The organism is bacterium, assembly GCA_024226335.1.
Lineage (GTDB): Bacteria > Myxococcota_A > UBA9160 > SZUA-336 > SZUA-336 > JAAELY01.
The window spans coordinates 1-1418 of the sequence record JAAELY010000003.1 but is presented as its reverse complement, the minus strand read 5'-3'; the positions used below and the strand labels follow the sequence as shown (position 1 = coordinate 1418).

The 1418-nt window shown below is 62.6% G+C and carries 1 protein-coding gene; it reads right to left on the bottom strand.

The window, feature by feature from the left end:
* Positions 1-16: 16 nt before the first annotated feature.
* A protein-coding gene (locus GY725_00030) for an IS3 family transposase (protein ID MCP4002556.1) occupies positions 17-1212 on the bottom strand; the annotation gives its coding sequence in 2 pieces (ribosomal slippage) (positions 17-943 and positions 946-1212; 1194 coding nt in all).
* Positions 1213-1418: the final 206 nt, after the last annotated feature.

The following is a 1418-nucleotide window of genomic DNA, read 5'->3' as shown; positions in this document are numbered from 1 at the left end:
GTGACCTCCCCCCGAATCATGTACCAGCCCCAATGAGAGTCGGGACCAGTTGAACCCGCGAGGGCGACGGAGCGCAGGCCCCTTGGGCCGGAGCGGAGTCGTCCTCGCGGAGCCGCGCTGCGAACTCCGCCGGCGTCATGTAGCCGAGCGAGCTGTGCGGGCGGCGGTGATTGTAATCCAGCCGGTGGTCTTCGAGTACCACCCTCGCTTCCTCGAGGCTTGTGAACAACTCGAGGTCGAGCAACTCGTCGCGTAGCCGGCTGTTGAACGACTCGACGTACGCGTTCTCCCAGGGGCTGCCGGGTTCGATGAACAGCGTCTGGACACCGCTCTCCCGGAGCCAGTTACGAATAGCGTGGGAGATGAACTCAGGCCCGTTGTCGGACCGGATGAACTGCGGCGCACCTCGCACCTCGAACAGGTACGTTAGCACTTCGATGACATCGGCGCTGGTGAAACATCGCCCGACCTCGAGCGACAGTGCTTCGCGCGTGTACTCGTCGAGCACTGGCAGGAGCTTCAGATGCCGACCGTCCTCGGTCTGGTCGGTGACGAAGTCGTACGACCAGACGTGATCGATGCGCTCCGCCTGCCGCTTCAGGATCCCGTTGGCGCTGGATCCGAGGCGACGCCGTTTGTGCTGTTTCCTCGGCACTTTCAACCCTTCCCGGCGACGCAGTCTGGCAATGCGCTTCTCGTTCACCGGCCAGTCCTCCCGACGAAGAAGATCCGTCACACGTGGCGTTCCGAATCGAGGCCGTTCCCGCGCCAACTCATGCAGCCTGGTCACGAGCCGCTTCTCGAAATCGGTGCGACGTGCTTGATACCGCTGCGTCGATCTCGGTTGACCCAATGCCTGGCAGGCCCGACGTTCCGACAGATCTGGCAGGCGGCGCCGCACGCCGTCCACCAGGCGCCGTCGCGCCGGGCCACTCAGTTTCCCAGCTTGAGCGCCTCTTCGAGGATCTGCTTGTCCAAGGTCAAGTCAGCAACCGCCGTCTTCAGACGCGAGTTCTGCTGCTCCAGCTCCTTGAGGCGCTTCGCATCCTCGGCCTTCATGCCGCCGTACTGATTGCGCCAACGGTGGAACGTCTGCTCGCTGATCTCCAGCGTCTGGCAGACCTCACCCAGCGTCTTGCCCTCAGACTGCATCGTCTCCGCCTGCCGAAGCTTGCGGATGATCTGCTCCGGGCTGTGCTTCTTCCGTTTCATCCTTGAGTCTCCATTGGCTCCTACCGGGAGCCATCGGGACTCTCATTCAGGATGGTACAGATTTCGGGGGGAAGGCCACGAGGATCGCGCTCAATTCGAATACGAGCGAGGATCGCCGCTGTGACTCCACGAGGTGGTTCTGAAGATCGATCCGTAGGTTCTGCGCCTCGATGAGTTCGTTCTGCGTCGCCGTGAGATACACGGTG